This is a genomic window from Sphingomonas sp. GCM10030256 (genome assembly GCF_042666415.1).
GTDB lineage: Bacteria > Pseudomonadota > Alphaproteobacteria > Sphingomonadales > Sphingomonadaceae > Sphingomicrobium.
The window spans coordinates 1,299,772-1,322,538 of sequence record NZ_JBHTDI010000001.1; the positions used below are offsets into that span (position 1 = coordinate 1,299,772).

27 protein-coding genes are annotated in these 22,767 nt (G+C 66.4%); 13 read left to right on the forward strand and 14 right to left on the reverse strand.

Features of this window, described 5'->3' with window-relative positions; genetic code table 11:
• Positions 1-37 precede the first annotated feature (37 nt).
• From tpiA to trxB, 4 genes are all read left to right on the forward strand, one after another.
• Positions 38-802: a triose-phosphate isomerase gene (gene tpiA / locus ACFQPG_RS06515; protein WP_380811176.1), complete on the forward strand. Its 765-nt coding sequence runs from the start codon at positions 38-40 to the stop codon at positions 800-802.
• A 65-nt stretch (positions 803-867) separates the two neighbouring features.
• Positions 868-1,281 carry a preprotein translocase subunit SecG gene (secG, locus tag ACFQPG_RS06520; protein ID WP_380811178.1) on the forward strand — a complete coding sequence of 138 codons (414 nt, stop codon included), beginning with the start codon at positions 868-870 and terminating at the stop codon, positions 1,279-1,281.
• An 82-nt stretch (positions 1,282-1,363) separates the two neighbouring features.
• The gene (locus tag ACFQPG_RS06525) at positions 1,364-2,998 is read left to right on the forward strand and encodes a CTP synthase (protein ID WP_380811180.1); all 1,635 of its coding nucleotides are present in this window, start codon (positions 1,364-1,366) and stop codon (positions 2,996-2,998) included.
• A gap of 42 nt (positions 2,999-3,040) precedes the next feature.
• The gene (gene trxB / locus ACFQPG_RS06530) at positions 3,041-4,006 is read left to right on the forward strand and encodes a thioredoxin-disulfide reductase (protein ID WP_380811182.1); all 966 of its coding nucleotides are present in this window, start codon (positions 3,041-3,043) and stop codon (positions 4,004-4,006) included.
• A gap of 1 nt (position 4,007) precedes the next feature.
• Here trxB and ACFQPG_RS06535 read toward each other — a convergent pair whose 3' ends face one another.
• The gene (locus ACFQPG_RS06535; RefSeq protein ID WP_380811184.1) at positions 4,008-4,289 is read right to left on the reverse strand and encodes an acyl carrier protein; all 282 of its coding nucleotides are present in this window, start codon (positions 4,287-4,289) and stop codon (positions 4,008-4,010) included.
• Positions 4,290-4,375: 86 nt separating this feature from the next.
• On the opposite strand from ACFQPG_RS06535, the gene ACFQPG_RS06540 reads away from it, so the two are divergent.
• On the forward strand, positions 4,376-5,866 hold the full coding sequence (locus tag ACFQPG_RS06540; protein ID WP_380811186.1) for an AMP-binding protein: 1,491 nt from the start codon (positions 4,376-4,378) through the stop codon (positions 5,864-5,866).
• Positions 5,863-7,089 carry a pyridoxal-dependent decarboxylase, exosortase A system-associated gene (locus ACFQPG_RS06545; RefSeq protein WP_380811188.1) on the forward strand — a complete coding sequence of 409 codons (1,227 nt, stop codon included), beginning with the start codon at positions 5,863-5,865 and terminating at the stop codon, positions 7,087-7,089. The genes ACFQPG_RS06540 and ACFQPG_RS06545 overlap by 4 nt, the downstream gene beginning before the upstream one ends.
• Here the strand turns inward: ACFQPG_RS06545 and truA are convergent.
• Positions 7,086-7,850 carry a tRNA pseudouridine(38-40) synthase TruA gene (truA, locus tag ACFQPG_RS06550; RefSeq protein ID WP_380811190.1) on the reverse strand — a complete coding sequence of 255 codons (765 nt, stop codon included), beginning with the start codon at positions 7,848-7,850 and terminating at the stop codon, positions 7,086-7,088. The two genes, ACFQPG_RS06545 and truA, sit on opposite strands and share 4 nt — an antisense overlap.
• On the reverse strand, positions 7,847-8,761 hold the full coding sequence (gene fmt, locus ACFQPG_RS06555) for a methionyl-tRNA formyltransferase (RefSeq protein WP_380811192.1): 915 nt from the start codon (positions 8,759-8,761) through the stop codon (positions 7,847-7,849). The genes truA and fmt overlap by 4 nt, the downstream gene beginning before the upstream one ends.
• Before the next feature lie 111 nt (positions 8,762-8,872).
• Between fmt and recR the strand changes: the two genes are divergently transcribed.
• Together recR and def are read left to right on the forward strand one after the other, a co-directional pair.
• A complete protein-coding gene (recR, locus tag ACFQPG_RS06560; protein WP_380811194.1) occupies positions 8,873-9,469 on the forward strand; it encodes a recombination mediator RecR in 597 nt (198 codons plus the stop codon).
• 208 nt (positions 9,470-9,677) lie between these two features.
• Positions 9,678-10,214, forward strand: a complete 537-nt coding sequence (gene def / locus ACFQPG_RS06565; RefSeq protein ID WP_380811196.1) for a peptide deformylase — start codon at positions 9,678-9,680, stop codon at positions 10,212-10,214.
• Positions 10,215-10,226: 12 nt separating this feature from the next.
• On the opposite strand, the gene ACFQPG_RS06570 is transcribed toward def, so the two are convergent.
• Positions 10,227-10,616 carry a four-helix bundle copper-binding protein gene (locus ACFQPG_RS06570; protein WP_380811198.1) on the reverse strand — a complete coding sequence of 130 codons (390 nt, stop codon included), beginning with the start codon at positions 10,614-10,616 and terminating at the stop codon, positions 10,227-10,229.
• Positions 10,617-10,723: 107 nt separating this feature from the next.
• On the opposite strand from ACFQPG_RS06570, the gene rmuC reads away from it, so the two are divergent.
• Complete coding sequence (gene rmuC / locus ACFQPG_RS06575; RefSeq protein WP_380811200.1) at positions 10,724-12,247, forward strand: DNA recombination protein RmuC; 1,524 nt, start codon at positions 10,724-10,726, stop codon at positions 12,245-12,247.
• Positions 12,248-12,282: 35 nt separating this feature from the next.
• On the opposite strand, the gene ACFQPG_RS06580 is transcribed toward rmuC, so the two are convergent.
• The 8 genes from ACFQPG_RS06580 to ACFQPG_RS06615 form a co-directional block, all read right to left on the reverse strand.
• Positions 12,283-12,933 (reverse strand): META domain-containing protein, encoded by a 651-nt coding sequence (locus ACFQPG_RS06580; protein ID WP_380811202.1) that lies wholly within the window; start codon positions 12,931-12,933, stop codon positions 12,283-12,285.
• A gap of 86 nt (positions 12,934-13,019) precedes the next feature.
• The gene (locus tag ACFQPG_RS06585; protein ID WP_380811204.1) at positions 13,020-13,817 is read right to left on the reverse strand and encodes a TrmH family RNA methyltransferase; all 798 of its coding nucleotides are present in this window, start codon (positions 13,815-13,817) and stop codon (positions 13,020-13,022) included.
• Positions 13,817-14,089 carry an HPr family phosphocarrier protein gene (locus ACFQPG_RS06590; RefSeq protein WP_380811206.1) on the reverse strand — a complete coding sequence of 91 codons (273 nt, stop codon included), beginning with the start codon at positions 14,087-14,089 and terminating at the stop codon, positions 13,817-13,819. The genes ACFQPG_RS06585 and ACFQPG_RS06590 overlap by 1 nt, the downstream gene beginning before the upstream one ends.
• On the reverse strand, positions 14,086-14,493 hold the full coding sequence (locus ACFQPG_RS06595) for a PTS sugar transporter subunit IIA (protein WP_380811207.1): 408 nt from the start codon (positions 14,491-14,493) through the stop codon (positions 14,086-14,088). Before ACFQPG_RS06595 ends, ACFQPG_RS06590 begins: the two co-directional genes overlap by 4 nt.
• A 4-nt stretch (positions 14,494-14,497) precedes the next feature.
• A complete protein-coding gene (gene rapZ, locus ACFQPG_RS06600; protein ID WP_380811208.1) occupies positions 14,498-15,436 on the reverse strand; it encodes an RNase adapter RapZ in 939 nt (312 codons plus the stop codon).
• Positions 15,436-15,873: an HPr kinase/phosphorylase gene (locus tag ACFQPG_RS06605; RefSeq protein WP_380811210.1), complete on the reverse strand. Its 438-nt coding sequence runs from the start codon at positions 15,871-15,873 to the stop codon at positions 15,436-15,438. Before ACFQPG_RS06605 ends, rapZ begins: the two co-directional genes overlap by 1 nt.
• Entirely contained in the window at positions 15,870-17,447 is a 1,578-nt protein-coding gene (locus ACFQPG_RS06610; protein ID WP_380811212.1) for a stimulus-sensing domain-containing protein, read from the reverse strand. The genes ACFQPG_RS06605 and ACFQPG_RS06610 overlap by 4 nt, the downstream gene beginning before the upstream one ends.
• Positions 17,434-18,159, reverse strand: coding sequence for a response regulator (locus ACFQPG_RS06615; protein ID WP_380811214.1), 726 nt, complete (start codon positions 18,157-18,159; stop codon positions 17,434-17,436). The genes ACFQPG_RS06610 and ACFQPG_RS06615 overlap by 14 nt, the downstream gene beginning before the upstream one ends.
• A 185-nt stretch (positions 18,160-18,344) precedes the next feature.
• On the opposite strand from ACFQPG_RS06615, the gene ACFQPG_RS06620 reads away from it, so the two are divergent.
• The 3 genes from ACFQPG_RS06620 to ACFQPG_RS06630 are packed head-to-tail and all read left to right on the forward strand — an operon-like array spanning position 18,345 to position 20,989.
• Complete coding sequence (locus tag ACFQPG_RS06620; protein WP_380811216.1) at positions 18,345-19,955, forward strand: phosphoenolpyruvate carboxykinase; 1,611 nt, start codon at positions 18,345-18,347, stop codon at positions 19,953-19,955.
• The gene (locus tag ACFQPG_RS06625) at positions 19,900-20,397 is read left to right on the forward strand and encodes a hypothetical protein (protein ID WP_380811218.1); all 498 of its coding nucleotides are present in this window, start codon (positions 19,900-19,902) and stop codon (positions 20,395-20,397) included. Before ACFQPG_RS06620 ends, ACFQPG_RS06625 begins: the two co-directional genes overlap by 56 nt.
• 55 nt (positions 20,398-20,452) lie before the next feature.
• The gene (locus ACFQPG_RS06630) at positions 20,453-20,989 is read left to right on the forward strand and encodes a DUF937 domain-containing protein (protein WP_380811220.1); all 537 of its coding nucleotides are present in this window, start codon (positions 20,453-20,455) and stop codon (positions 20,987-20,989) included.
• Between the two features lie 201 nt (positions 20,990-21,190).
• Here ACFQPG_RS06630 and ACFQPG_RS06635 read toward each other — a convergent pair whose 3' ends face one another.
• Both ACFQPG_RS06635 and ACFQPG_RS06640 read right to left on the reverse strand, forming a co-directional pair.
• Positions 21,191-21,688, reverse strand: a complete 498-nt coding sequence (locus ACFQPG_RS06635) for a hypothetical protein (RefSeq protein ID WP_380811222.1) — start codon at positions 21,686-21,688, stop codon at positions 21,191-21,193.
• Positions 21,689-21,887: 199 nt separating this feature from the next.
• Positions 21,888-22,340 (reverse strand): tRNA (cytidine(34)-2'-O)-methyltransferase, encoded by a 453-nt coding sequence (locus ACFQPG_RS06640; RefSeq protein ID WP_380811224.1) that lies wholly within the window; start codon positions 22,338-22,340, stop codon positions 21,888-21,890.
• A 165-nt stretch (positions 22,341-22,505) separates the two neighbouring features.
• On the opposite strand from ACFQPG_RS06640, the gene ACFQPG_RS06645 reads away from it, so the two are divergent.
• Positions 22,506-22,766 carry a hypothetical protein gene (locus ACFQPG_RS06645; protein ID WP_380811226.1) on the forward strand — a complete coding sequence of 87 codons (261 nt, stop codon included), beginning with the start codon at positions 22,506-22,508 and terminating at the stop codon, positions 22,764-22,766.
• Position 22,767 lies beyond the last annotated feature (1 nt).

Sequence of the window (22,767 nt, forward strand, 5' to 3'; positions counted from 1 at the left end):
GGCTGCTAGGCGCGGCGCAAAGCAAGGGGAGGATCAGATGACTCGGCGCAAGCTGGTAGCGGGAAACTGGAAGATGCACGGCACCGCGGCCGATCTCGATGAGGTCCGCGCGATCGCCGAGGCGGCGCAGCGGATGGGCGGGGTCATTGTCGCGCTGTGTGTCCCGGCGACGCTGATCCACCGGGCGGCCGAGGCGGTCCCCGGCTTCCCGATCGGGGCGCAGGACATCCACAGCGCGGAGAAGGGCGCCCACACCGGCGACATCTGCGCGGCCATGCTCCACGACGCCGGAGCGAGCCTGACCATTGTCGGCCACAGCGAGCGCCGCGATGCCCACCGCGAAGACGATGCAAGCGTACGGGCCAAGTCCGAAGCGGCGCTTTGTTCCGGGCTGCAGGTGATCCTGTGCGTTGGCGAGAGCGACGCGGAGCGCGTGTCAGGCAAGGCGGTCGAGATCGTTTCCGCTCAGCTCGATGCTTCGCTGCCCCACGGGGCAGCCGCGGACCGGGGCGTGCCCGATCGCCTGGCCGTCGCGTATGAGCCGATCTGGGCGATCGGCACGGGCAAGGTGCCGTCGACCCAGGACATCGGGGAGATGCATGCTGCGCTCCGCTCCAGGCTGCATGCCGCCTACGGCAGCGCCGGGGCGAGCGTGCCGATCCTGTACGGCGGTTCCGTCAAGGCCACGAACGCCGCGGAGATCTTCGCGGTCGCCGACGTCGATGGAGCGCTGGTCGGCGGGGCGAGCCTCAAGGCCGCCGATTTCCTGCCGATCGTCGAAGCGGCCGCCGCCGCCGCTTGAGATTGAAACTGCGGCCGTGCGCCGCTAAGTGCCCGCGAGCCATTCTCCCGAAAGCCTGACCTTCCATGTTCACCTTCCTCCTGATCGTCCAGACGCTTATCGGCGCCGCCCTGTGCGGGGTCATCCTGATGCAGCGTTCGGAAGGCGGGGGGCTGGGCGTGGGCGGAAGCTCGTCGGGCTTCATGACTGCTCGCGGCGCGGCGGACTTCCTGACCCGCGCCACCGCCATCCTCGGCGGCGTGTTCGTTGTGCTCTGCATCGTGCTGGCGGCGATTGCCGGCACGCGCGATAATGCTGCCACCGTGGATACTTCGCTGGTCAACCAGACGGCTCCCGCGCCGGCCCCGATCAGCCCGCTGGAGCCCGGCGGCAACCCGTTGACCGCTCCGCCAGCCGGGCCGAACACGGCTCCGCCGAACAACGCCGCGCCCGGCACCCAGCCGCCGGCCGACAATGGCGCCGTTCCGCTCGCGCAATAAAGCACGGCGTTCCAAAAAACTCGGCGCCGGGCGGATAATCCGCTTGCCTGTCCGCGCGCCTACGACTTAAGGCCCGACTCCCATGGCGCGGTTCATTTTCGTTACCGGCGGCGTGGTCTCCTCGCTCGGCAAAGGTCTTCTCTCGGCAAGCCTCGCAGCTTTGCTGCAGGCGCGTGGCTATTCAGCCCGCATCCGCAAGTTCGATCCCTATCTGAACGTCGACCCGGGGACGATGAGCCCCTACCAGCATGGCGAAGTCTACGTCACGGACGATGGCGCTGAGACGGACCTCGACCTTGGCCATTACGAGCGCTTCACCGGGGTCGCGGCGCGCCAGTCGGACAACGTCACCTCCGGCCGCATCTACCGTGACATCATCGCCCGCGAGCGGCGCGGCGATTACCTTGGCGCAACGGTGCAGGTCATCCCCCACGTCACAAACGCTATCAAGGAGTTCGCCGTCGCGGACACCGACGATCTCGACTTTGTGATCTGCGAGATCGGCGGGACCGTCGGCGACATCGAGAGCCTGCCCTTCATCGAGGCGCTGCGCCAGCTCCGCAACGATCTCGGCCGGGGGCAGACGGTCAGCGTCCACACCACCCTGGTACCGTGGATCAAGGCGGCGGGCGAGCTCAAGACCAAGCCGACCCAGCATTCGGTCCGCGAAATTTCCTCGTTGGGCGTGCAGCCGGACGTGCTGCTGTGCCGCGCCGACCGGCCGATTCCCGACAGCGACAAGGCGAAGATCGCGCAATTCTGCAACGTGTCCAAGTCGGCGGTGATCGAGGCGCTCGACGCTCGCTCGATTTACGACGTGCCGCTGCAATATCATCGCGAAGGGCTGGACGACGAAGTGCTCGCCGCCTTCGGGATCACCGACGCGCCGCGGCCGGACCTTTCCCGCTGGGAAACGATCATGGACCGGCTCGACAATCCCGAAGGCGAGGTCACGATCGGCGTGGTCGGCAAATATGTCGGCCTTCCCGACGCCTACAAATCGCTGCGGGAGGCGCTGGTCCACGGCGGCATTGCCAATCGGGTCAAGGTCAACATCCAGTGGCTCGACGCCGAGATGTTCGAATCCGATGGCAAGGACCTGCCGGTCGAGCTCGAGCCGATGCACGCGATCCTCGTCCCCGGCGGCTTCGGCGAGCGCGGGTCGGAAGGCAAGATCGCATCCGTGAAGTTCGCCCGCGAACGCAAGGTGCCGTTTTTCGGAATTTGCCTGGGCATGCAGATGGCCTGCATCGAAGGCGCGCGGAACACCGCCGGAATCGCCGACGCCTCGACCACCGAATTCGGCGACACGGCGGAGCCGGTGGTCGGTCTGATCACCGAGTGGATGAGCAAGGAAGGTCTCCAGGCGCGCGAGGCCGGGGGCGATCTTGGCGGCACCATGCGGCTGGGCGCCTACGAGGCGGAGCTTGGCGGCAACAGCCATGTCTCGGCGATCTACGGCGCGACCCGGATCAGCGAGCGCCACCGCCACCGCTACGAGGTCAACGCGCACTACAAGGAGCCGTTGGAAAAAGGCGGACTGGTCTTCAGTGGCATGTCGCCCGACGGTCGTCTGCCCGAGATCGTGGAGCGGCCGGACCATCCCTGGTTCATCGGCGTGCAGTTCCACCCCGAACTCAAGAGCCGCCCCTTCGCGCCGCACCCGCTGTTTGCCAGCTTCATCGAAGCTGCTGTGAAGCAATCAAGGCTGGTTTGACGGCATTGCCGCCGCGACCGTGTATCGCCAGATAGGAAGCGTATGAGCGAGACTCTTCACACCCGCATGGCCGTCCTCGGCTCCGGCCCGGCCGGCCTCACCGCCGCCATCTACGCCGCGCGTGCCGGCCTGCAGCCGATCGTTATCCAGGGGATCCAGCCCGGCGGTCAGCTGACGACCACGACCGACGTCGAAAACTATCCGGGCTTCCGCGACGTGATCCAGGGCCCGTGGCTGATGGAGGAGATGCAGGCGCAGGCCGAGCATGTCGGCACCCGCATGGTCTGGGACCACATCAGCGAGGTCGATGTCTCGCGGCGCCCGTTCCGGCTGGTCGGTGACGGCGGCACCACCTATCTTGCCGACACGCTGGTGATCGCCACCGGGGCGCAGGCCAAGTGGCTCGGCCTCCCGTCCGAAGAGCATATGAAGGGAAAGGGCGCCTCGGCGTGCGCGACCTGCGACGGCTTCTTCTATCGCGGCAAGAAGGTGGCGGTGATCGGCGGCGGCAACACCGCAGTGGAGGAAGCGCTCTACCTCACCAACCATTCGCAGGACGTGACCCTGATCCACCGCCGCGACTCGCTTCGGGCGGAGAAGATCCTGCAGGACCGGCTGTTCGCCAGTCCGCACATCAGGATCATCTGGAACCATGAGGTCGAGGAGTTCCTCGCCGGCGGCCAGCCCGAAGCGCTGGTCGGCTTGCGCCTCAAGGATCGCCTGACCGGCGCCACTCAGATCCTCGATGTCGATGGCGCTTTCGTCGCCATCGGGCACAAGCCCGCGACCGAATTGTTTGCAGGCAAGCTCAAGCTGGATTCGGACGGCTATATCGAGGTGGAGACCGGCACCACCCGGACCAGCGTCGACGGCGTATTCGCTTGCGGTGACGTGATGGACAAGATCTATCGCCAGGCGGTCACTGCGGCCGGTACCGGCTGCATGGCCGCCTTGGACGCCGAGAAATATCTCGCCGCACAGGAATATGAGGCGATCGCCGCGGAGTGAGCTAGCGCCTTAGCCGCTCGACGAATGCAAGCAGTCGGCCGAAGGTCAGGAAGTCCTCGGCTTCGACGTCGTCATCCTCGATCACGACATGGAAGCGCTCCTCGATCCCCGTGAGCAAATGCGCGACCGCCATCGAGTCGAATTCCGGCAGCGCTCCGAACAACTCCGTCTCGTTAGCAAAGGTGGCGGCCCGCGCCGGCGCAAGGCCGAGCACATCGGCAAGCAGCGTGCGGAGCGTGGCCTCGGCGTCTTGCGCGGGCGAGGGAAGGGGCTGGGCCGTCATCCGTCGGGCCACTAGGGGAGTGCGGAAAGACGGGCAAGTTTGCGTCGAACATTGCAGCGGGCCGTTCGGCGACGCAAACGCACCCTGTGGAACCAGATCCTACACCTTTTCCGCTCGACCACCTGGCTCGCCGCGGCCGTCCCGATAGTCCGGCACTGCATGCCGGGGGCGTGACGCTGACCTATGCGGAGCTGGACCAGGCCGTCGGTCGCACCGCCGCGCGGCTGCTCGAGCTCGGCCTTGCTCCCGGCGAGCGGGTGGCAAGCTGGATGGGCAAGACCGCTCTCGCCTGCGTTCTCCCACTGGCTGCTGCGCGGGCAGGGCTGGTGCATGTGCCGATCAACCCAGTCTTCCGCCATGCCCAGGCGGAGCATATCCTGGCGGACAGCGGCGCCTCGCTGCTGGTCGGCAATAGGCCTCGGCTCAACACCCTCTCGGGCGGCAGCAGTCCGCAAATGGTCGCCTTGGAAGAGTGGCGGGACGGCGGGGACGCCCTTCCGCCATCGGACCGCGACCCCACCGAACTCACGGCCTTGCTCTACACGTCCGGCTCCACGGGACGCCCTAAAGGCGTGATGCTCAGCCATGCCAACCTCTGGCTGGGAGCGCTCAGCGTCGCTCACTATCTTGGCCTCTCTGCCGCCGACCGGACGCTGTGCGTGCTGCCATTGGCATTCGACTACGGCCAGAACCAGTCTCTCTCCACCTGGGCGGCCGGCGGGCAGGCCATCGCGTTCGACTATCTGCTTCCCAAGGAGGTCGTCCGGGCGGTTGGCCGCCATGACGTCACGGTTCTGGCCGGAGTGCCCCCCTTGTGGTTGCAGCTGGCCGAGACGAGCTGGTCCGCTGGTGAAGGCGACTCCCTGCGCACCCTGACCAACAGCGGCGGCCATCTGCCCGAGCCGCTGGTTCGCCGCTTGCGCTCCCAGTTCCCCGCGGCGAATCTGCACCTGATGTACGGCCTGACCGAAGCTTTCCGCTCCTCCAGCCTCGATCCAGCTTCGGTCGACGCGCATCCGGACAGCGTCGGCACCGCCATCCCCTTCGCCGAACTGCTGGTCGTCCGCCCGGACGGAAGCGAGGCGGGGCCCGGTGAGGAAGGCGAACTGGTCCATGCCGGCCCGCTGGTCGCTAAGGGCTATTGGCAGGATGCCGAGCGCACCGCCGAGCGCTTCCGACCGGCACCCGACTTTGCCCGTTCGGGCGGCACTGCGGTCTGGTCCGGCGACACGATGGTGCGCGGCGCGGATGGCCTGCTCCGCTTTCGCGCACGCGACGACGCGATGATCAAGGTCAGCGGCAACCGGATCAGCCCGACCGAGATCGAGGAAGCGGCACTGGCAAGCGGCGCGGCAGCCGACGCCGCGGCCTTCGGAGTGCCGGACGAGCGGCTCGGCCAGGCGATCGTCCTGTTTGTCGTCGCGCGCGGCGATGATGCGGAGAAGCTACTGCGCTCTTATCTTCGCGCCGAACTGCCCCAGCATATGCAGCCTGCCCGCTTCGTCTGGCGCGACAGCCTTCCACTTGGCCCGAACGGCAAGCTTGATCGAGCAGCACTGAAGGCGGAGCTCGCATGAAGGGCATGGGCCCGATCCCGCCCGCGTTCCGGGCGAGCGAAGACGGGATTCTGCGGGTCGGCGGCCGACGGGTGGATGAACTGGTCGAGGAGGCGGGGGGCACGCCCTTGTTCGCCTATGATCGAGCCGCCATTCGCGAGCGCGTCCAGCTCTTTCGCGGCTCCATGCCGACGGGTCTGGCCCTGCACTACGCGGTCAAGGCGAACCCGTTCGGACCCCTGCTCGCGCACCTGCGCGACCTGGTCGATGGCTTCGACCTCGCGTCCGGCGGCGAGCTGGCCCGCATCGACGCGAGCTGGCCCTCGATGCCGATCAGCTTCGCCGGCCCGGGCAAGACGGACGCCGAACTCTCTGCCGCACTCGCGCGCGGCATCACGATCAACCTCGAAAGCGAAGGTGAGGCCGAACGAGCCCTGACCCTTGCCGCCGAGGCTTCAACCCGCCCGCAGCTCGCCGTCCGGGTCAATCCGCCGTTCGGCCTAAAGGGGTCGGGCATGAAAATGGGTGGTCTCGCCAGCGCCTTCGGTGTCGATCACGACCGCGTGCCCACGCTGGTGAGGCGACTTCTCGACGGCGGCGCCAACTGGCGCGGCCTGCACATCTATGCAGGCTCACAATCACTATCCACCGAGGCAGTGATCGAGAGCCAGCGCGCCACCGTCGCGCTCGCCGCCGAGATCGCGCAGGCCGTCGGGGAGGGTCCGCCGGAAGTCAACCTCGGCGGCGGCTTCGGCATCCCTTATTTCGCGGGCGACAAACCGCTCGACATCGCGGCAATCGGCGAAGCCCTGAAGATGACACTGCGCGATCGCTCGCCGGTCCTCGCGGATACCCGTTTCGCCATCGAGCTTGGCCGCTGGCTGGTCGGGGAGGCAGGGGTCTACCTGACCCGCATCGTCGATCGAAAGGTGAGCCGCGGGCGGACCTTCCTCGTCACCGACGGCGGGCTCCACCAGATGCTCGCCGCGTCCGGCAATTTCGGCCAGCTGCTCCGCCGCAACTATCCGGTGGCGCTGGCCAATCGTTTCGGGGGGGAGGGCGAGGAAGAAGTCACGGTCACCGGCTGCCTGTGCACGCCGCTCGACTTGCTCGCCGACGAGGTGATGCTGCCCAAGGCAGAGCCGGGCGACCTGATCGCGGTGTTCTGCGCCGGGGCCTACGGCCTCACCGCCAGCCCGCAGCAATTCCTCAGCCAGAGCGTGGCACGGGAAGTGCTGGTCTAGGCCTCCGCAGGCTCGATCTTGTCCGGATACAAGGCTTCCACGAAATAAAGCCCCGCGGCCGGCGCATTCAGCCCCAGCGCGGTCCGGTCCCTAGCCTCCAGCGCCTCACGCACCTGCTCGGCCCGCCATTGACCTTGCCCGACCAACGCCAGGCAGCCGACCATGGACCGCACCTGGTGATGCAGGAAGCTACGCGCCGCGGCGTGGATATGGATCTCCCGGCCGTGTTGCTCGACCTCCAGCCGATCAAGCGTCTTCAACGGACTTTCCGACTGGCAATGGACGGAGCGGAAAGTGGTGAAATCATGCCGTCCGACCAGCATCGCCGCGGCGTCCCGCATCGCTGCCAGGTCCAGCTCCGGGCCGATCCGCCATGCCTTGCCGCGATCCAGCGTCAAGGGCGCGCGGCGGTTAGCGATCCGGTAGAGGTAGCGCCGCCCGTCGCAGGAAAAGCGCGCGTGCCAGTCGTCGCTGACTTCATCCGCTGACAGGACGGCCACCGGATCGGGCCGCAGCAGCGCGTTCATGCCCTCCCTCAGTCGGTGAGCGGTCAGCGGCTTGGCCAGGTCAATGTGCGCCGCCATGCCGAGGGCATGCACCCCCGCATCCGTCCGCCCGGCGGCATGGGCGGTGACCGCCTCCCCGGTCATCGCCCGGGCCGCCCGCTCGACTGCGGCCTGCACCGATGGGCCATGGTCCTGGCGCTGCCAGCCCATGAAGGGCTCTCCGTCCCATTCGAGGATCAGCTTCCAGCGTGTCACGGCAGGATTGTGCCGGCCGGAATCGCGAACCCGCGGAGCAGATCCTGCGGGCTCATTGCTCCACGGCCCGCGCGCTGGACTACCGTCGGCCGGATCGCTCCGCCCTCGCACGCGATGGTCAGCGCCTCGTCGAGCACTTGGCCAGCGACGCCGCTTCCCTCAGCGAGATGCGCTGCCAGCAGCTTGATCCGCTCCCCGCCATGCTCGAACCAGGCTCCCGGTGCCGGCGCAAAGGCGCGCACCTGCCGCTCCACGGCCTCCGCGGGCAGGCTCCAGTCGAGCCTTGTCTCCGCCTTGTCGATCTTCGCGGCGTAGGTGACGCCCTCGTGCGGCTGCGGCTGCGGCTCGGGAGGAGAGGAGGCGGGGTCCGCAAGGTAATCGACCAGCAGGCTCGCGCCCAGCTTCGCAAGGTCGTCGGTCAATTCGGCGGCGTTGCGGCGACCGATCCGGAGCTCCGCGCGTGACAGCATCGGGCCGGTATCGAGGCCCGCCTCCATCTGCATGATGGTGACTCCGCTCACCTCGTCCCCTGCGAGGATCGCGCGATGGATCGGCGCAGCACCGCGCCAGCGGGGAAGCAGCGAAGCATGGACGTTGATGCAGCCCATCCGCGGCGCATCAAGGACAGGCTGCGGCAGGATCAGCCCATAAGCGGCGACCACGGCCACGTCGGCGCCCAGTGCTGCGAATGCCGACTGCTCGTCCTCGCTGCGCAGGCGGACAGGAGTGCGCACCTCAAGGCCCAGCTCCTCTGCGCGCTTCTGTACCGCCGTCGGCTGAAACCTCTTGCCCCGTTGTGCGGGGCGGGGCGGCTGGCAATAAACCGCGGCAATCTGGTGTCCCGCCCCGATCAGCGCGTCCAGCGTCGGGACGGCGAACGCCGGGCTCCCCATGAAAATCACTCGCGCCATCTGAACCCGTATGCCCTGAGCGTGTCGAACGGGCGTCCTTCTACTTTGACAGCAGCAAAGGGGAAGGGCAGGCCGTCGACAGGCTCAGGCCATTCGGATGAAGGAGATTGGATGGCCAGTCAGGAAATCGAAGCACTCAGCAACGCGCTCGCCCGCCTTCCCGGACTCGGCCCGCGCTCTGCCCGGCGTGCGGTGTTGCACCTGATGAAACGGCGCGAAGCGGCGCTGCAGCCTTTGCTCGCCGCGCTGCAGACCGTCGCCGACCGGCTTTCCAACTGCAGTATCTGCGGGAACGTCGACACCGCCGATCCCTGCTCCATTTGCCGCGACCCGCGCCGGGACGAGCGGTCGTTGTGCGTGGTCGAGGAAGTGTCCGACCTTTGGGCGCTCGACCGCTCCCGCCTGTTTCCCGGCCGCTACCATGTGCTCGGCGGCCGGCTGTCCGCTCTCGAAGGCGTTCGGCCGGAAGACCTGCACATCGATAGTCTGGTGCGGCGCATCGGCGACGGCGGGATCGACGAGGTCGTGCTGGCGATGAACGCGACACTGGAGGGCCAGACGACCGCCCACTACCTCGTCGAAAGGCTGGAGAAATTCCCGGTGCGCTTGACCCAGCTGGCGCACGGCCTGCCCGTCGGCGGTGAGCTCGACTATCTCGACGAAGGGACGTTGGCCCAGGCCCTGAGGGCGCGGCGGCCGGTTGCCTGAACCGCTTGAACAATAGGATTGCAGCTGCTCCAGTTCGCCTCGGCTCCGCCGCGGCTCTTTAACATCGCTGGTTTTCTTCGCCGGTGCAGCGCGAGAGGGCTGACTTCCGTCTCAGCTTTGGCGGTTTTCCAAGCTCGTCAGTGTGAACATTGTGAACATTCGTGGCCGTAGCTTGAAACGGGAGGCCCGAAAGGATTAACGCACCGCCATGGCCATCCGTCCGATCCTCTGCATTCCCGATCCCGTCCTGCGGGAGATTTCCACGCCGGTCGATTCGATCGACAATGAGGTGCGGACGCTCATCTCGGACATGTTCGAAACGATGTACGCCGCGCCCGGAATTGGGCTTGCGGCGGTGCAGGTGGGGGTTCCCAAGCGGCTGCTGGTCATTGACCTTATGGAGCCGGCGGAAGAAGGCGTTGAGCCGGTCAAGGACTCCCGGGTCTTCATCAATCCGGAGATCCTCAGCGAATCGAACAATCTCGTCCCCTACAATGAGGGTTGCCTGTCGATTCCGGAGCAATATGCCGAAGTGATGCGGCCGGACCGGGTCCATGCCCGCTGGCTCGATGAGCAAGGCGAAACGCAGGAGGAGGAGATCAGCGGCCTGCTTGCCGTCTGCCTCCAGCATGAGATCGACCATCTGAACGGCGTGCTGTTCATCGACCATCTGTCCCGGCTGAAGCGGGACATGGTGGTCCGCAAGGTCGCCAAGCTCCGTCGCGAGGGCCGAATCGCCGCCTAGGCGAGGGCCGGCTCAGGCGAGCGAAAGGGCAGCGTTGCGGCAGTCGGCGGCGCACTCGCGGCAGATCTGCGCGCAGAGCCGGCAATGCTCATGATCGTGCCGCTCGCACTCGGCGGCGCATTCCTCGCACATCCGCGCGCACAGCTGGAGCAGTTCACGAAGGATCGGCTGGTCTTCCCCGGTGCGCCGGAGGCCAAGTCTCGCCGTCGCCTCGCAGATGTCCGAACAGTCCATGCACAGTCGGATGCACTGGGTCATGTCCATCTGTTCCGCCATGCACGCGTCGGCGCACGACAGGCACATCTTGGAACAATACATCAGGTGGTGCACCGCATCGCCAAGCGCCTGATTGACATGGTCCCGGCTGTTCGGGTGCAGCGCGATCATCTTGCGGATGGACATGGGCTCTCCTGTTGGAACGTCAGCGCCACAGTGCGCGCAAGGTTCCGCTTGAGCAAGGGTGCAGATGGCCCTAGGTTCGCTGTCTGTTCTTCTGTGGGGGCGTCGCGATGAATGCGGTATTGGCGGTAGTGCTGGCAGTTGCTGCTCTGCTCGGTGGGCTGGTGCTCGGTTGGGTGCTCGGGTCGCGCAGCGTTGCGGCGGCCAAGGGCGAGGTTGAATCGCTCAAGGGTGAAGCCGAGGGGCTGCGGTGCAACCTGGCCGAGGCAACACGCGAGCTTGCGACCGAGAGCGAGCGGGCGCGGCGGCTTCCCCAGGTGGAGGCCATGCTGGAGGCGGTCACCGAGGAGCGAAACACTGCCCGGCAGGAGTTGGCCGCGGTTGCGCCGGAGGCCGAGCGCGCACTTCGGCAGGATGGTGAATTGGCTACGCTCCGGGCGGAAAAGGAGCAGCTTGCAGCTGCGAAGGCTGCGTTCGAGCGCGGGGAGCAGGAACGCCTGCGCGCATTCGAAGAGCAGCTGGCCCAGGTCAAGGAATTGGAAGCGCGGATGGAGACGCGGTTCGGCGAGCTTGCCGGCAAGGCCGTCGAGACCGCGCACGAGTCCTTCCTCAAGCGGGCCAGCGAGCGGCTGGGCCATGAAAGCAAGGAGCATAGCGTCAAGCTGCAGAACCTCCTTCAGCCGGTCGAAGCGACCCTGAAGCGCTACGAGGAAGGCCTTCAGCGGGTCGAGAAGGAGCGCGTCGACCAATATGCCGGATTGCGCGAGGCCGTGGAGCTGGTTCGCGCCGGGCAAGGGCAGGTGCGCGACGAGGCCCGCCGTTTGGTGACTGCCTTGACCTCCTCGCCCAAGCAACGTGGCCGGTGGGGCGAGAAATCCCTGGAGAACGTCCTCACCCAGGCCGGACTGGTGAAGAACGTCGACTTCCGCTTGGAAGTCTCGGTTGAGGGTGACGATGGACGCTTGCGCCCCGACGCGGTGGTCAATCTGCCCGAAGGCCGCAAGCTGATCGTTGACGCCAAATGTTCGCTGAACGCTTATCTGGATGCGTGCGATGAGGTCGACGACGACCGGCGCACCACTTGCTTCAAGGCCCATCTGGCCTCGATTGTCCGGCATGCGCAGCAGCTTGGAAGCAAGCAGTATTGGGCGCAGTTCGGCGAGTCCGCTGAGTTCGTCGTGATGTACATTCCCGGCGAACACTTCCTTTCGGCGGCGCTCGACCAGGATCCCGAGCTTTGGGAAAAGGCGTTCAAGGACCGGGTCCTGCTGGCCACGCCGACCAACCTGGTCGCGATCGCCCGGACGGTGGCCAGCGTGTGGCGCCAGGAAAAACTGCGTGAAGGGGCGGAAGAGATCGCCTCCATCGGCAAGGAGTTGCATTCCCGCCTGGCGACCATGGCGGAGCATGTCGCTCGGATGGGCAAGAACCTCGCCACCGCCAACGCCGCGTACAATCAGATGGTCGGAAGCTTTGAAAGCCAGGTCTTTACCCAGGCGCGGCGGTTCGAAACCCTCGGCGCTGGCAGTGCCAAGGAAATCGGCACCCCGCTGGTCATCGAATCCAGCCCCAGGCCGCTGACCAAGCTGATGGCGCCCGCCGCAGACGACCCGCAGCAGATTGCCGCCGAGTAGCCGCTACCAGCTGAGATTGATTGAGCTCAAGCCGTTCAATAGCTCCGCTCCAGGACGATGCGCCCGTCCGGGTTGCTCAGCGTCAGCCGGTCGCCGCCGCGCCACTCGGCCGTCACCGGATTAGCGAGGATGCGGCTGGCCTGATCCTCGAACCGCATGTCCGCGCAGGCCATGCGCGTCGCAGCGAGGCGGTTCGCCACCAGCGTCCGGCCGTCGTAGGTGTAACCTCCGCCCATGCTGTTGCAGCCGAAGCGGGCACTGACCCGTTCGCCCTCGAACCGCATCAAGAAGTTGTCGCCGGGAGGCGCGAGCATGGCGTTCACCGCCGCCACCCTCCAGTTGGTGCCCGCCAAGGCAGTCGGGACTGCGCTCCCGCCGCCGCATCCTTCGAAGGCCCGGTTGTCGACCCGCACCTGCACTCGATCTGGATACACGCGGTCACTCATCCCGTCGCTGCACCGGGCGTGGACCACGTTCACGTTGATCCGCGGCGTCTGGTAAATCTCACCGGCTATGCCGACGATCGGCCGCGGCGTCGGCTGGACGATCCGCACGCCCGGCGCGTTCGCCTCGGTGAAGACCATCTCGCGAGGTCCGATCTCCAAGGACCAGAACGGCTCGGTCCCGAGGGCGCGGTACCCCGGGTCGCGCGAAATCGGCCCTTCAGCGGGCAGAGGAACCGTCATGCAGCCGGCCAAAGGCAGTGCGAGAAGCACCAACGCTCGTTTAGTCATCGACTCAGCACCTCCTCTTTTCACCGAGGCTACTGACCTTATCCGCGCCAGCTTGCCCTGACCTGAAACGCCATCACGGCGGCGGCGATCGCTGCGTTCAGGCTGTCGGCACGCCCGGCCATAGGAATCTTTACCAGCAGGTCGCACTCAGCCTCATATGCCGAAGGAAGCCCCGCCTGCTCGTTGCCGATCAGCAGGAAGCAGGGCTGCTCGTAGCGGGCGGAAAGATAGTCCGTGTCGGTCTTGAGGCTTGTCCCGACCAGTTGCCCTGGGCCGGAGCGCAGCCACAGCAGGAACTCGTCCCACCGGGCGGCGGCCACCGCCTGTGTGAAGATCGCGCCCATCGACGCGCGCACCGCCTCCACCGAATAGGGATCGGCGCTGTCGTCCAGCAGGATCAGCCCACCGGCGCCAACCGCGTCCCCCGTCCGAAGGATGGTGCCGATGTTGCCGGGATCGCGCAGAGACTGCAGGACCATCCACAGCGGCGAGGAGGTCCGGTCAATGCGGGCGAGGTCCGTCGCCGGCTGGCGATACGCCCCCAACAGCATCTGCGGATTGTCCTTGCCGCTCATTTTGGAAAGGATGTCCGGTGTGGTTTCGATCGCGTCGCCGCCCGCCGCTTCCGTGGCGGCGATGATTTCGGCGGCGAGCGGGTGCAGCCCGCCCGAGGCGAAGACGATGGTTTCGGGCAGACGCCGGCTGTCCCGCGCTTCGGCGATGATCCGCAACCCTTCGGCCAGGAACAGGCCCTGCTCGCGCCGCGCCTTCTTGTCGCGCAGCGCACGGATGCGCTTCACCGTCTCGTTGGAAAAGGAAGTGACCTGGCGGGGCATCAATCCTCGCCGAAACGCGCCTCGACCAGTTCACTGAGCCTGGCCAGGGCATCTTCCGCGCCTTCGCCCGAGGCGTGGATGCGAATCGAGTCGCCCTTGGCCGCACCAAGCATCATCAAGCCCATGATCGAGGTGCCGCAGACCCGGTTGCCGTCCTTCTCGACCTCGACGTCGGCGGAAAGCGAGCTTGCCAGTGTGACGAACTTGGCACTGGCCCGGGCGTGCAGGCCGCGCTTGTTGTCGATGCGGATCTCGCGGGACAGCATCGTCAAGCCGCCGCCTCGCCCAGGATTTCGGATGCCACCGAGATGTATTTGCGCCCGGCCTCCCGCGCCGCGGCAACAGCAGCGCGCACGCTCATCACCTTGCGCGCGCCTTCCAGCCGGATCAGCATCGGCAGGTTGACGCCTGCGATCACCTCGATGTTTTCGGCCTTCATTAGGCTGATCGCGAGATTGGACGGAGTGCCGCCGAACAGGTCTGTCAGGATGATCACGCCCTGGCCGCTATCCACGCGGACAATGGCCTCCGCAATGTCGTTGCGGCGGAGCTCCATATCGTCGTCGGGGCCGATGCAGATGCCTTCGATCGCCTCTTGCGGACCGACGACATGTTCCATGGCAATGATGAACTCGGCCGCAAGCCGGCCATGGGTCACCAACACTAGACCGATCATTCAATTACTCACTCAGGTCATTTGCGCGCGGCTGGCTCGGCGCCGGATGTTCCTCGACGGAATCGCTGGGCTTCAAGGATAGGTCGCGGTGCCGGATATTCGGCGAAAAGCCTCGCGCGCGCAACCTGTTCGCCATCATCGCCGCGGCAGCAACTGAACGGTGCCGCCCGCCGGTGCAACCGAAGGCGACCCCGAGATAGCTTTTCCCTGCCCCGAAGTGGCGCGGGATGAGGTCGGCCAGCAGGTCTTCAATGCGGTCCAGGGTCTCGGTCCAGCCGGGCTGCCGGGCGACGTAGTCCTGGACCGCCGCATCAAGCCCGGTGAGCGGGCGCAACTCGTCGATCCAGTGCGGGTTTGGCGCAAATCTGAGATCGAAGACGAAGTCGGCAGTGCGGCTGATCCCCCGGGCGAAGCCAAAGCTGGTGATGGTGATCACCGGCTCGTTGCTGTTGCCGCCGTAGCGGCGCCGCAGTTCGTCGCGGAGATCGGAAGGCTTCAGATCGGTCGTGTCGAGCACCGAATCGGCAGCCAAGCGGAGCGGCGCGGTCAAGGCCCGCTCGCGCGCGATGCCATCTTCGGCGGGCCGATCGGGCGCGAGCGGATGGCGCCTGCGGGTCTCGTCGTAGCGGCGAATCAGCTCCGCCCCGGCAGCATCCAGGTAGAGGATTTCGGGGCGCACACCCTCGACCGAGCGGATCAGGTCGGGGATGGCGTGGGCGTCGAAGCCCCGGCTGCGCGCATCCATGCCGACGGCAACGTTGGCTGCCTGGCGCTCACGATCCGAGCCATGGACAAACGCCTGGAGCAAGGCCGTCGGCAGATTGTCGACCGTGTCCCAGCCCATGTCCTCCAGCGCGTCGAGCACCGTGGACTTTCCGGCCCCGGACATGCCGGTGACCAGGAGCAAGCGCGGAAGCCGGCTGTCCGTCCGCGCCTCGCTCATCAGAAGGTCAGACCGAGGCGGTCGAGGGCCACGGCCACCTTCGCCGGGGCGGAGGCGGTCAGTGCATCGACGCTGATCAGCGGCACGGGAATACCCAGAATGGCTCGTTCCCGGCTATCGTCGGGCAGGCGCTGGATGTCGCTGGTCAGCTCCACCACCAACGCCACAGGGATGTCCGCAGCGGTCGGCATTTCGACGATGCCGATGCCGCGGATCTCGAGCTTCCCGGCAATCGATGCCGGAGCCGAGGCGACCAACCGCCCAGACGCCTTGCGGACGATCGTCTGGTCGTCGCTGACCAGCGTGAAACCGCGGTCGATCAGGCGCAGCGCAAGATCGGACTTGCCGGCGCCCGAAGGGCCGCAGATCAGCACGGCGCGCCCGTCGATCGCGACCGAGCTGGAGTGCATCGTCTCGGACGACAGCCGCAGGTTCATGCGGCATGCTCCGCCGCTGGAAGGCTGATGGTGAAGCGGGCGCCTGAAGGCGCGTCGTCGCGGTCGGCCACGTCAATCTCCCCGTTGTGGCCTTTGACGATCGCCCGCGCGATCGCAAGGCCAAGCCCCGAATGGCGTCCGAACTGGTCGCCGGACGGCCGTACTGAGTGAAACCGGTTAAAGATGGCTTCACGAGCCGCTTCGGGAACGCCGGGACCTTCGTCGTCAATCCTGATCCGGACCCGCGGCCCGACCCGGGTCACGGCCACTTCCACTAGACCGCCGGGAGGGGAGAAGCTGATCGCGTTGTCGATGAGATTGTCGATCGCTCGGGCAAGGCGCGCAGGCTCGCCCATCACGAGGGTGCTGCCCCGGCGCGGCCGAGCGAACGCAAGACGGGCGCTGCCGGTGGTCCGCCGTTCTTCCCAGCCATTTGTGATCTGCTCGACCAATTGGCCCAGATCGACCGGTTCGAAGCGGGCGCGGGCGAGCTCCGCGTCGGTTCGGGCCGCTTCGCCGATATCGCCGATCAGCCGGTCCAGGCGCAGCACGTCTTGCCGCACCACGTCGAGCAACTGCGCCCGCAGCTTGGGATCCTCAATCCGCTCCAGCCCGTCCACTGCCGATCGCAGGGAGGCGAGGGGGTTCTTGAGTTCATGCGTCACGTCGGCCGCGAAGGCTTCGATATTGTCGATGCGGTGGCGCAGTGCTTGGCTCATGTCGCTCACCGACCGCGCAAGAAGCCCTATCTCGTCGCGGCGGGACGGCAGGCGCGGCACCTTAACCTCGCGTGCGCGACCAAGGCGAACGCGGTGGGCGGCGAGCGCCAGCCGCCGTAGCGGGCGGGCAATGGTGCGGGCCAGGAACAAGGACAGCAGCAGCGACAGGATGGTCGTCGCGAGCAGCGCCAGGGCGAGCTTCGCGCGCTCGCTCCGGACCGTGCGGGTGAAGTTGCGGTCGTTAGCGGTGACGAGAAGGATGTTGCCGTTGCCCGACGGTGTGGCGGCGGACAGAACTGGAGTAAGGTCGGGAGCATTACGCACGCCGATGGCGGTTTCGCCGCGACTTTGGGCGAGCGCTGCCTCGGGCCATGAATGGAGCCGATCTTGCCCCGGCTCGAGGAAGTCTGGCGGCGTGGTCTGACCGACGACGGCGTTGAAGCCGCGGTCGAGCGCGCGGGCGATGTCCTTGGTCCAGCGCTGGGTGGCAGGGTCGCGCAGGCGGTAGGTGGGGCCGGTGGTTCGCCAGCTGTCGAGCAACAGCGCTCCGTCGAGAGCGTACAGTCGGTAGCGGCTCTTGCTCGCAAGCCCGATGCGCTGGAGGTAGGGCGCGCGTGCTTCGGCGGGGAGCACAGCGAGCGCGGCGGCGGCCAGCTCGGCCTCCCGGCGGGTTTTGAGCGCGCGCTCCTCCAGCAACTGGTTGCGGAAGCTGTCGAGAAACAGAAACGACAGGGCAATCAACGCAAGCGTCAGGACATTCACCGCGAGGATGCGATGGGACAGGCGCCAGTCGCGGGAGTGGATCAGGGCAAGACCCTGCTCCCCCTCATCCTTCGTTGCTTCATTCTTCGCCAAAGCGGTAGCCGACGCCGTAGAGGGTTTCGATCGCATCGAAGGCCGGATCGACTCCCCGGAACTTGCGGCGAAGCCGCTTGATGTGGCTGTCGATCGTCCGGTCGTCGACATAGACATCGTCTTGATAAGCGACATCCAGCAACTGGTTGCGGGATTTCACGACCCCGGGGCGCTGCGCAAGCGCTTCGAGGATCAGGAACTCGGTGACGGTCAGCGTCACGTCCCGGGCGTCCCAGGTGACCTTGTGGCGCGCCGGGTCCATGGTCAGCCGTCCCCGCACAAGCAACTGGACTTCGCTCTCCGACGCGCCTCCGCCGTTACCGGTCGTCCGGATCATGTCGGTTCTTCGCAGAATCGCGCGAATGCGGGCGATCAGCAGCCGCTGGCTGAACGGCTTGGCGATGTAATCGTCCGCCCCCATGGCGAGCCCGAGAGCTTCGTCCAGCTCGTCGTCCCTGGAGGTGAGAAAGATGACCGGCATCGCACTTGCCGCCCCGCCGTTTTCGCGCAAGCGGCGGAGCAGCTCCATCCCGTCTATGCCCGGCATCTTGATGTCGAACACGCCAAGCTCCGCCGGATTTTCGGTCAGGGCTTTGAGTGCGGTTGCGCCGTCGGTGTAGACGCGGGTCACGAAGCCTTCGGCCTGGAGAGCGATCGACACCGATGTCAGGATGTTGCGATCGTCGTCGACGAGCGCGATGACTTGGCTCATGTGGACGCTGCTCCCTGCTCGCCAGACGGATTAGCCAGCGCGGCGAGGCGAAACAAGCAGGGCCGCGCTGCTTTGACCGAGCAACCATTTCGAGTCATAGGGCATTTGCGCACCATGAAATGCGGCGGCCGCTTCGGGTTTGAGGCGCGCCGCTGCTTGCATATTGAAATTATAGGGGATGTTGAGTGACGAACCGGGTTCCGCAGCATGGACTTGAAGCACAGGGGATCCGGACGGACGCCGAGCTGCACTGGAACCTGACCACGGCACCCCTGGTCGAAGAAGCGCTCAAGCGCGGCGAAGGCCTGCTCGCAAAGGACGGCCCCATCGTCGTCTCGACCGGCCGGCACACCGGCCGCAGCGCCCAGGACCGTTTCGTTGTCCGCAATGCGGTCAGCGAAAGCAGCGTATGGTGGGGCAAGTCGAACAAGCCGATGGAGGCCGATGCCTTCGACCGGTTGCACGAAGACTTTCTGGCGGCGCTCGGTACCAAGGCGGAGCTCTTCGTCGCCGACCTGTTCGGCGGCTCGCAGCCGGAGCATCGGGTCAAGGTCCGCGTGATCAACGAGCTTGCGTGGCACAACCTGTTCATCCGCACTATGCTGGTTCGTCCCGAGAGCGGGGAACTGGCCGCGTTCGTTCCCGACTACACGATCATCGACCTGCCGGGCTTCAAGGCCGATCCGCAGCGGCACGGTTGCCGGTCGGAGACGGTGATCGCCGTCAATCTGGAGAAGAAGCTGATCCTGATCGGCGGCACCCAGTATGGCGGCGAGATGAAGAAGAGCGTCTTCTCGCTCCTCAACTTCCTGCTGCCGGAACAGGGCATCATGCCGATGCACTGCTCCGCCAACATCGGTCCGGCGGGCGACACGGCGATCTTCTTCGGCCTGTCGGGCACGGGCAAGACGACGCTGTCGGCCGACCCGAACCGCACGCTGATCGGCGACGACGAGCATGGCTGGTCCGACACGGCGGTCTTCAACTTCGAAGGCGGCTGCTACGCCAAGATGATCCGCCTGTCGGCCGAAGCCGAGCCGGAAATCTACGCCACCACCAAGCGGTTCGGCACCGTGCTCGAGAATGTGGTGATGGACCCGGTCACCCGCGAGCTCGATCTCGACGACAACAGCCTGGCCGAGAATAGCCGCGGCGCTTATCCGATCGACTACATCCCCAATGCCTCCGAGCAGAACATGGGGCCGCTGCCGAAGAACATCGTCATGCTGACCGCCGACGCGTTCGGCGTGCTGCCCCCGATCGCGCGGCTGACCCCGGACCAGGCGATGTACCACTTCCTGTCGGGCTACACGGCCAAAGTCGCCGGCACCGAGATCGGCGTTACCGAGCCGGAGGCGACTTTCTCGACCTGCTTCGGCGCGCCGTTCATGCCGCGTCATCCCTCGGTCTACGGCAACCTGCTCAAGGAGCGGATCGCCAAGGGGGGTGTCGACTGCTGGCTGGTCAACACCGGCTGGACCGGCGGCAAGTACGGCGTCGGCAGCCGCATGCCAATCAAGGCGACCCGCGCGCTGCTCAATGCCGCGCTCGACGGCAGCTTGAAGAATGCGCAGTTCCGCAAGGATCCGAACTTCGGCTTCGAAGTGCCGGTGGCGGTTCCGGGCGTCGACAGCGGCATCCTCGACCCACGCTCGACCTGGGCGGACAAGCAGGATTATGACCGCACCGCGGCCAAGCTGGTCGACCTGTTCTGCGACAATTTCGCGCAGTTCGAGGAGCATGTCGACGAAGCAGTCCGCCAGTGCCGGCCAAAGGTGGCGGTTCAAGCGGCCTGAGGAGGCTTACCAGCCGCGCCTCTTCACCACCGACGCGGAGGTCGTCCGACTCGGCGAGGGGCTGCTCGGCTGCACCCTGGCGCGCGCCGACTGGACCCACGAGGCGCACCTGGCGGCGACGCTGTACCTGCTGACCCGCCGACCGGACATTGACCTGGACACAGAGCTGCCGGGCATCATCGGCCGCTTCAACGAAAGCGTGGGCGGAGTGAACAGCGACAGCGAGGGTTATCACGAGACGATCACCCGCACATACCTGCATGGCGTCCGGTTCTTCCTGCGGGAGGCCCGGCCGGGAGCCCTGACGCAGCAGGTCAACGCGCTGCTGCTCTCGCCAGCCGGCGGGCGCGAGTGGCCGCTGCGCTTCTACTCGCGCGAGCTGCTGTTCTCGGTCGAGGCACGGCGTCGGTTCGCCGCTCCGGACGTCGCGCCGCTGCCCTGACAAGGAACGGGCCGACCTCCCCGCTCATTGTGCGCTCCGAACAGGAGAAACACACATGAACATGTTGGAGGCATTGACGCAGGCCGGCGGCGCGCAGGCGATTTCGCGGGACCTTGGAGTGGACCAGCAGACGGCGCAGACCGGCATGGCGGCGCTGCTGCCGATGGTGCTTGGCGGCATGCAGAACCACGCGGGTGGCGCGCAGGGTCTCGGCGGCCTTGCCGGGATGCTTGGCGGCCTCGGCGGCGGCGGGCTGATGGACAATGTGCTGGCCCCGCAGCCAACCGATGTCAGCCAGGGTAACCAGGTGCTCGGCCAAATTTTCGGCAACAAGGACGCCAGCCGCACCGTCGCAACCCACGCCGCGCAGCAGAGCGGCCTGTCGCCCGATCTGCTCAAGAAGATGCTGCCGATCGTGGCGATGCTGGCCGCCGGCTATTTCGCCCGGCAGGCGGGAGGACAGGATGGAGCCATTGGCGGCGGTGCCGGCGACGGCCTGGGCGGCATGCTGGGCGGACTGCTCGGTGGCGGTGGAGGCGGGGCCAACCCGCTCAACTCCATCCTCGGTGGGCTGATGGGTGCTCGGCGGTAACCGCGAGGTCGCACTGGTCTCCGGAAGGCCAGGCGGCGCGAATGTTCACAATGTTCACGGTGACAGCGGCTGTTTTCGGCCGTTTTCACCTGTCGATGTCAAAGAGCAGCGCAGCGAAGGTCCGCCCGAGGGAGCAGGTGAAGTCCTATTGTTCAAGGATGAATGCGCGTTCGCGCCCGGGAGCCGGGGTCACGCTTGATATCAGCGCGCGTCCTGCTTCCTGGCGGCTTGCCTGAACAGAAAGGCGGCGGCTAGCCAGATCGCCGGGACGATCGCGGACGCGAAGACCAGTTCGCGCAGCCATATGCCTTCGCGGCCAGCTTCGTTCATGAAAATCAGCGGGGCGATCGCCGCCTGCACGATCGTAATCGCGACCATAAGGCGGGTCAGGCCCGCTGCCCGAGCCCGAACCGCCAAAGTGCCGAGAAGAGCGATCAGTGGGACCAGATTGAAGAACAGGTTGTGCTCGTCAGCCTCGTTGCCGATGATCCCGACGGCGCCGTTGACCCAGAACGTCAGGAGGCTTGCCAGAGCAGCAGCCGCACCTCCGAGGCGATAGGTCCAGTCGCGGCCCTTGCGCACAGCAAGTTCGAGGATCAGCCCGCCCGAGCCGAGCAACGCGCCGGCGAAGGCGAAATCGCTTGGGGTCCAGGAAACGCCATCGGTCACCTGCATCGCGAGAAAAGGGAACGTTAGCATCGCCGCCGCCGCTCCAGCCGATGACCCGCCAGTTGATGCGTCGCCCCCTGGCCACCGTATTCGTCATGGTCTCTCCCCTATGTAGAAGTGAGCCGAGACAATAGCGGCGGCCGCGCTGGGCGGCATGAGGGCAAGGTGAGGAATGGGTGAGCAATGCGGAATGTTCACAGACGGTTGTGCGGGCGAACACCTGCGCTCCTCAACTCGGCAGGCATGCGGTCTGGCGTAGCGCTTCACCCAAGGCGAGCGCAGTGGACGTCGCCAGGTTCAGCGAACGGACCTGCTGTCGCATCGGGAGGCGGACGCGAGCATTGCAGGCCTCGGCCACGGCGGGCGGCACACCGCCGCTCTCCTTGCCGAAGAGGAGGACATCGTCACTCCTGAAGCTGAAGGCATATGCCGACTGAGTGCTTCTGGTCGTAAACAGGATCAGCCTGCGCGGGCGAATGCTGGTCCGGAAGGTCTCAAAATCGGGGTGCCGGAGCACTTCGACATGGTCGATATAGTCCATTGCTGTCCGTCGCACCCTTCGATCGTCCCATTCGAAGCCCAACGGCTCGATCAGGTCGACGGCTGCCCCCAGACAAGCGCCAAGCCTGAGGATTGCGCCGACGTTGCCGGCAATTTCCGGTTGGTAAAGCGCGATCCGCATCCAGACGGAATGGGGCCGCCGGTCGCCGCCGGCAAGCCTGTTGTCCCGACACGCGCGAACCCGGAGTTGCGGGTTCAAGCTTCAAGGTGATGCAACTGCCCGTGCAACTCGCATTGCCTTTCAGCGGTTTAACGATCGTCCTCATCTTCGCCATGGAGACGCGACATGACTTACATGCACGTGGCCGTTACGTTCAGCCTTGTCGCCGCCTCGCCAGTGGCCGCAGCCGAGACCCAATCGGCGGGTGCGCCTGTGGCGGAGCCGGGCGCCCGCTACTGCATGCGGGTCGAGCCGCCGACCGGCAGCCGGATCGAACGCGTCCTGTGCTGGACTCGTCAGGAATGGGCCGATCAGGGCGTCAATGTGGACAAAGACTGGGTAAGGGAAGGTGTCTCCATCCTCCAGCCAAGGCCGGCCCGAATCTAGG

Bases quoted from the DNA above. Each gene is read 5' to 3' on its own strand.
- rmuC (WP_380811200.1), top strand. From the start codon at position 10,724: ATGAATGCGGTATTGGCGGTAGTGCTGGCAGTTGCTGCTCTGCTCGGT.
- ACFQPG_RS06615 (WP_380811214.1), bottom strand. From the start codon at position 18,159: ATGAGCCAAGTCATCGCGCTCGTCGACGACGATCGCAACATCCTGACA.
- ACFQPG_RS06630 (WP_380811220.1), top strand. From the start codon at position 20,453: ATGAACATGTTGGAGGCATTGACGCAGGCCGGCGGCGCGCAGGCGATT.
- rapZ (WP_380811208.1), bottom strand. From the start codon at position 15,436: ATGAGCGAGGCGCGGACGGACAGCCGGCTTCCGCGCTTGCTCCTGGTC.
- ACFQPG_RS06570 (WP_380811198.1), bottom strand. From the start codon at position 10,616: ATGTCCATCCGCAAGATGATCGCGCTGCACCCGAACAGCCGGGACCAT.
- fmt (WP_380811192.1), bottom strand. From the start codon at position 8,761: ATGGCGCGAGTGATTTTCATGGGGAGCCCGGCGTTCGCCGTCCCGACG.
- ACFQPG_RS06640 (WP_380811224.1), bottom strand. From the start codon at position 22,340: ATGCGGATCGCGCTTTACCAACCGGAAATTGCCGGCAACGTCGGCGCA.
- ACFQPG_RS06535 (WP_380811184.1), bottom strand. From the start codon at position 4,289: ATGACGGCCCAGCCCCTTCCCTCGCCCGCGCAAGACGCCGAGGCCACG.
- tpiA (WP_380811176.1), top strand. From the start codon at position 38: ATGACTCGGCGCAAGCTGGTAGCGGGAAACTGGAAGATGCACGGCACC.
- secG (WP_380811178.1), top strand. From the start codon at position 868: ATGTTCACCTTCCTCCTGATCGTCCAGACGCTTATCGGCGCCGCCCTG.
- def (WP_380811196.1), top strand. From the start codon at position 9,678: ATGGCCATCCGTCCGATCCTCTGCATTCCCGATCCCGTCCTGCGGGAG.
- recR (WP_380811194.1), top strand. From the start codon at position 8,873: ATGGCCAGTCAGGAAATCGAAGCACTCAGCAACGCGCTCGCCCGCCTT.
- ACFQPG_RS06595 (WP_380811207.1), bottom strand. From the start codon at position 14,493: ATGATCGGTCTAGTGTTGGTGACCCATGGCCGGCTTGCGGCCGAGTTC.
- ACFQPG_RS06580 (WP_380811202.1), bottom strand. From the start codon at position 12,933: ATGACGGTTCCTCTGCCCGCTGAAGGGCCGATTTCGCGCGACCCGGGG.
- ACFQPG_RS06525 (WP_380811180.1), top strand. From the start codon at position 1,364: ATGGCGCGGTTCATTTTCGTTACCGGCGGCGTGGTCTCCTCGCTCGGC.
- ACFQPG_RS06545 (WP_380811188.1), top strand. From the start codon at position 5,863: ATGAAGGGCATGGGCCCGATCCCGCCCGCGTTCCGGGCGAGCGAAGAC.
- ACFQPG_RS06625 (WP_380811218.1), top strand. From the start codon at position 19,900: ATGTCGACGAAGCAGTCCGCCAGTGCCGGCCAAAGGTGGCGGTTCAAG.
- ACFQPG_RS06605 (WP_380811210.1), bottom strand. From the start codon at position 15,873: ATGAACCTGCGGCTGTCGTCCGAGACGATGCACTCCAGCTCGGTCGCG.
- ACFQPG_RS06585 (WP_380811204.1), bottom strand. From the start codon at position 13,817: ATGCCCCGCCAGGTCACTTCCTTTTCCAACGAGACGGTGAAGCGCATC.
- ACFQPG_RS06635 (WP_380811222.1), bottom strand. From the start codon at position 21,688: ATGCTAACGTTCCCTTTTCTCGCGATGCAGGTGACCGATGGCGTTTCC.
- trxB (WP_380811182.1), top strand. From the start codon at position 3,041: ATGAGCGAGACTCTTCACACCCGCATGGCCGTCCTCGGCTCCGGCCCG.
- ACFQPG_RS06645 (WP_380811226.1), top strand. From the start codon at position 22,506: ATGACTTACATGCACGTGGCCGTTACGTTCAGCCTTGTCGCCGCCTCG.